The 5,075-nt window shown below is 58.0% G+C and carries 3 protein-coding genes and 1 tRNA gene; all 4 read left to right on the top strand.

What is annotated here, in order from left to right; translation table 11 throughout:
• Positions 1 to 1,253 (top strand): IucA/IucC family siderophore biosynthesis protein (locus DD606_RS17050; RefSeq protein ID WP_129258909.1); only part of this gene is annotated, 1,253 nt, incomplete at its 5' end.
• Positions 1,250 to 2,575 (top strand): lysine N(6)-hydroxylase/L-ornithine N(5)-oxygenase family protein, encoded by a 1,326-nt coding sequence (locus DD606_RS17045; protein ID WP_047653419.1) that lies wholly within the window; start codon positions 1,250 to 1,252, stop codon positions 2,573 to 2,575. The genes DD606_RS17050 and DD606_RS17045, both read left to right, overlap by 4 nt.
• Before the next feature lie 26 nt (positions 2,576 to 2,601).
• A complete protein-coding gene (locus DD606_RS17040) occupies positions 2,602 to 4,791 on the top strand; it encodes a TonB-dependent siderophore receptor (protein WP_023324924.1) in 2,190 nt (729 codons plus the stop codon).
• A gap of 167 nt (positions 4,792 to 4,958) precedes the next feature.
• A tRNA-Asn gene (locus tag DD606_RS17035) sits at positions 4,959 to 5,034 on the top strand.
• Positions 5,035 to 5,075: the final 41 nt, after the last annotated feature.

The raw sequence follows: 5,075 nt of genomic DNA, 5'->3' as shown, positions 1-5,075 counted from the left end.
TTCGCCTGCACTGGGTCGCCGTGCAGCGCGATCGTCTGGTCTGGAGCAGCGACGCCGATTGCGATATTAACGCCCTGCTCTCCAGCGCCATGGACGATGCCGAGCGCGAGCGGTTCGACGCCCGCTGGCAGGAGCTGGATCTGGATGATAGCTGGCTGCCGGTGCCGCTGCACCCGTGGCAGTGGCAGCAAAAAATTGCCATTCATTTCCTGGCGCAGCTCGCACGCGGTGAAATGGTGGAGCTGGGTGAGTTCGGCGATGAGTATCTGGCGCAGCAGTCCCTGCGCACGCTGACCAACGCCAGCCGTCGCGCGCCGTATGACATCAAGCTGCCGCTGACCATCTACAACACCTCCTGCTATCGCGGTATTCCGGGCAAGTATATTGCCGCCGGTCCGCTGGCCTCGCGCTGGCTACAGCAGCAGTTTGCCAGCGATGCCACGCTGATTCGCTCCGGGGCGCAGGTGCTTGGCGAACCCGCTGCCGGATATCTGTCGCATCCGGGTTATGCCGCATTGCCTGAGGCGCCGTACCGCTATCAGGAGATGCTGGGGGTGATCTGGCGCGAGAACCCATCCTGCTATTTACAGGATGGTGAACAGGCGGTGCTGATGGCGGCGCTGATGGAAACCGATAATCAGGGGCGCCCGCTGATTGACGCATGGATCAAACGCTCGGGGTTAACCGCTGACGCATGGCTGGAAAAGCTGTTTGAGGCGACGGTGATCCCCTTCTATCACCTGCTCTGTCGCTACGGGGTGGCGCTCATCGCCCACGGCCAGAACGTCACGCTGGTGATGAAAGATTACGTTCCGCAGCGCATTTTGCTGAAGGATTTCCAGGGCGATATGCGCCTGGTGGATGAAGATTTCCCGCAGGCGCAGAGCCTGCCGGAGCAGGTAAAAGCGGTGACGGCGCGCCTCAGCGCGGATTACATCATCCACGACCTGCAAACCGGCAACTTTGTCACGGTGCTGCGCTTTATATCCCGCCTCACCCTGCAATGCGGCGTGAATGAAACCCGCTTCTATCAGATCCTGGCGCTGGTGTTACATCGTTATATGGCCGCCCATCCGGATCTTGCGGCGCGCTTCGCGAAGTTCGACCTGTTTAAGCCGCAGATTATTCGCGTGATCCTCAACCCGGTCAAACTGACCTTCTCTGAACACGACGGCGGCAGCCGCATGCTGCCGAACTACGTCTGCGATCTTGATAACCCTCTTTTTTTGGTCTCCCGGGAGTCAGCGCAATGAAAACCTATGATTTCATCGGCATTGGTATCGGTCCGTTCAACCTCAGTATTGCCGCGCTGGCGGAGGGGCTGGACGGTTTTAGCTCGCTGTTTCTTGAACGCAAGCCGCACTTCTCCTGGCACCCGGGGATGATGGTGCCGGACTGCCATATGCAGACCAGCTTCCTGAAGGATCTGGTCAGCGCCGTAGAGCCAACCAACCGCCACAGCTTCCTGAACTACCTGGTACAGCGCAAAAAGTTCTACCGTTTCCTCACCACCGAGCAGCGCACCGTGTCGCGCGAGGAGTTTGCCGACTACCTGTGCTGGGCGGCGGATAACCTCACCAACCTGGCCTTCAGCCAGCAGGTACAGCAGGTCAGCTTTGATGAGCAAAACGGCCTGTTTGAGATCGTGACCCAGCGGGATCGCTTCCTGGCGCGGCACGTCTGCGTGGGGATTGGGAAGCAGATCAATCTGCCAGACTGCGTCACCGCGCAGGACGATACCTGCTTCCACGCCAGCGAAATGATGCTGCGCACGACGGATTTAGCGGGCAAGCGCGTCACCGTCGTCGGCGGCGGCCAGAGCGGTGCGGATCTGTTTTTGAATATCTTCCGTGGGGAATGGGGCCAGCCGCTGAGCCTCAACTGGGTGTCGCGCCGCAACAACTACAACGCGCTGGATGAAGCCGCGTTTGCTAACGAGTATTTCACGCCAGAGTATGTGGACAGCTTCTCGACCCTCGGTGACGACGCCCGACGTCAGATGTTGCAGGAGCAGAAAATGACCTCCGACGGGATCACCACCGAGTCCCTGCTGGCGATTTACCGCGCCATGTACCACCGTTTCGAAGTGCTGCGTGAAAAACCCTGGGCGCACCTGATGCCGTCCCGCTCGGTGACGGCGCTGACGCGCCAGGAAACCGGACATCGCCTCAGCATCCAGCATCACCTGGACGGCGGGCGCGAACAGCTTGAAAGCGACGTGGTGATTTTCGCCACCGGCTACCGCGCCGTGCAGCCCGCGTTTCTCGCCCCGCTCTCTTCCCGACTGAGTCTGGATGAGGATGAAGCCTTCTGCATCAACAACGATTTTACCCTTGAATGGGACGGCCCGCAGAGCAACCGCCTGTTTGCCGTGAATGCCGGGATGCACCGTCTCGGTATTGCCGAACCCCAGCTCAGCCTGATGGCCTGGCGCGCGGCGCGAATTTTGAATCGCGCTCACGATGACGAGCCGTTTGAGCTGGCAACCACCCCCGGCGTGATCCACTGGCGGAGCACCACCAGCCCGGAGAGCAGCCAGGTTTTTAAATCATTAATAAAGACCACCGAGTACTGACACACACATTCAGGATCAACATAACAATGAAACGTTCTCATCTTTGGGTTTTAAATCCGTGCTTGCTTGCCATGCTTTCTACCTCTGCGTGGGCGGAAGAACAAAAGGAAGAAGATATTGTGGTCTCCGCCAGCCGGGCACATCGCAGCGTGGCAGAGATGGCGCAAACCACCTGGGTTATTGAGCGGGCGGAAATTGAGCAGCAGGTTCAGGGCGGGAAAGAGATTAAAGACGTTCTGGCCCAGCTGATCCCCGGCATGGACGTCAGCAGCCAGGGACGTACCAACTACGGCATGAACCTGCGCGGTCGCTCCATGATGGTGATGGTGGACGGCGTACGTCTGAACTCGTCCCGCAGCGACAGCCGCCAGCTCGACTCTATCGATCCGTTCAACATTGACCGCATCGAAGTGATCTCCGGCGCCACCTCGCTGTACGGCGGCGGCAGTACCGGCGGGCTGGTGAACATCGTCACCAAAAAAGGCCAGCCGGAGACCGAAGTGGAGTTCCAGACCGGGGCAAAAAGCGGGTTTAACAGCCATAACGACCATGATGAGAACGTCTCCGCAGCCGTGAGCGGCGGCAATGACAACGCCTCTGGTCGTCTGTCGGTCTCCTATCAGCGCTACGGCGGCTGGTATGACGGCAACGGCGACGAGGTGATTATCGATAACACCCAGACCGGCTTGCAGTATTCCGACCGTATCGACGTGATGGGGACAGGCACCATCAACATCGACGATCATCAGCAGCTCCAGTTAACCACGCAGTACTACAAGAGCGAATCTGACGGCAAGCACGGCCTGTTCCTTGGGGAGAATTTCGCTGCGGTCACGGGCGATGCCAAAGCCTATAACAAAGACAACCTGAACTCTGACCGTATCCCGGGCACAGAGCGTCACCTGATCAACCTGCAATACTCGAACACCGATTTCTGGGGTCAGGATCTGGTTGCGCAGATTTACTACCGTGATGAGAGTCTGACCTACTACCCGTTCCCGACGCTGAGCAAAGGCGCGGTGACCAGCATTGGCGCGTCCCAGCAGAAAACCGATTTTTACGGCGGCAAGCTGACGCTGAACAGCAAGCCGATGGACGACCTGACCCTCACCTGGGGCGTGGATGCCGACCATGAAACGTTCGATGCCAACCAGCAGTTCTTCGACTTAAGCAAAGCGGCGGCGAGCGGCGGCATGGAGCTGGACAATGCCTACAACGTGGGCCGTTATCCGGGTTACAGCATTACCAACCTCGCGCCGTTCCTGCAAGCCAGCTATGACATTGACGCCATCACCCTGAGCGGCGGCGTGCGTTATCAGTACACCGAAAACAAGGTGGACGATTTTGTCGGTTACGCCCAGCAGCAGGCAATCGCCACGGGCAAAGCCACCTCCGCTGACGCGGTGCCGGGCGGGAAAACCGACTACAACAACTTCCTGTTTAACGCCGGGATCCTTGGACGTCTGACCGAACAGCAACAGCTGTGGTTTAACTTCTCCCAGGGCTTCGAGATCCCGGACCTGGCGAAGTACTACGGCTCCGGCACCTATCAGCTGGTCGATGGTCACTATCGTCTGCAAAACAGCGTCAATGTGAACGACTCAACGCTGGACGGGATTAAGGTCAATGCTTACGAGCTCGGCTGGCGCTTCACCGGCGATAACCTGCGTACCCAGGTGGCGGCATACTACTCGCTCTCGGATAAAACCATCACCATCAACAAGAGCGACATGACCATCAACCTGGAGGACGACAAACGTCGTATCTATGGGGTTGAAGGCCAGGTGGACTATTTCTTCACCGACAGCGACTGGAGCACCGGGGCGAACTTTAACGCCATCAAGTCCGAAACGCGTGAAAACGGGAAATGGGAGAAGCTGACGGTCGACAGCGCCAGCCCGTCTAAAGCCAGCGCATGGGTCAACTGGGCGCCGGGCGACTGGACGCTACGCGTGCAGAGCACACAAACCTTTGACGTGTCTGACGCCGACGGTAAGAAGATTGATGGCTATAACACCGTTGATTTCCTGGGTAGCTACGCCCTGCCGGTGGGCAAAGTCAGCTTCAGCGTGGAGAACCTGCTGGACAAAGACTACACCACCGCCTGGGGCCAGCGCGCACCGGGGCTGTATAGCCCAACCTACGGCGCACCGGGTCTTTATACTTATAAAGGCCGTGGACGTACGTTTGGTCTGAACTACTCCGTTCTGTTCTGATCCTGCGCGCCGCCTGTCTGCGGGCGGCGCGATTTGCTGTGCAATTTGAAAGCAAATTTGCTATTAAATCATCGATTTGCTGAAATTGTCGACAAACGAACAAAAACGGTGTTTTCCCCTTTGACAAGGCGCACGCAGGTCGATAATATGCGCCTCGTTCACACGATTCCTCTGTAGTTCAGTCGGTAGAACGGCGGACTGTTAATCCGTATGTCACTGGTTCGAGTCCAGTCAGAGGAGCCAAATTTGAAAAGCCTGCTTTTAAAGCAGGCTTTTTGCTTTTG

It is taken from the genome of Enterobacter cloacae complex sp. GF14B (genome assembly GCF_004136805.1).
GTDB lineage: Bacteria > Pseudomonadota > Gammaproteobacteria > Enterobacterales > Enterobacteriaceae > Enterobacter > Enterobacter hormaechei_C.
This window is presented reverse-complemented; position numbering and strand designations above follow the sequence as displayed.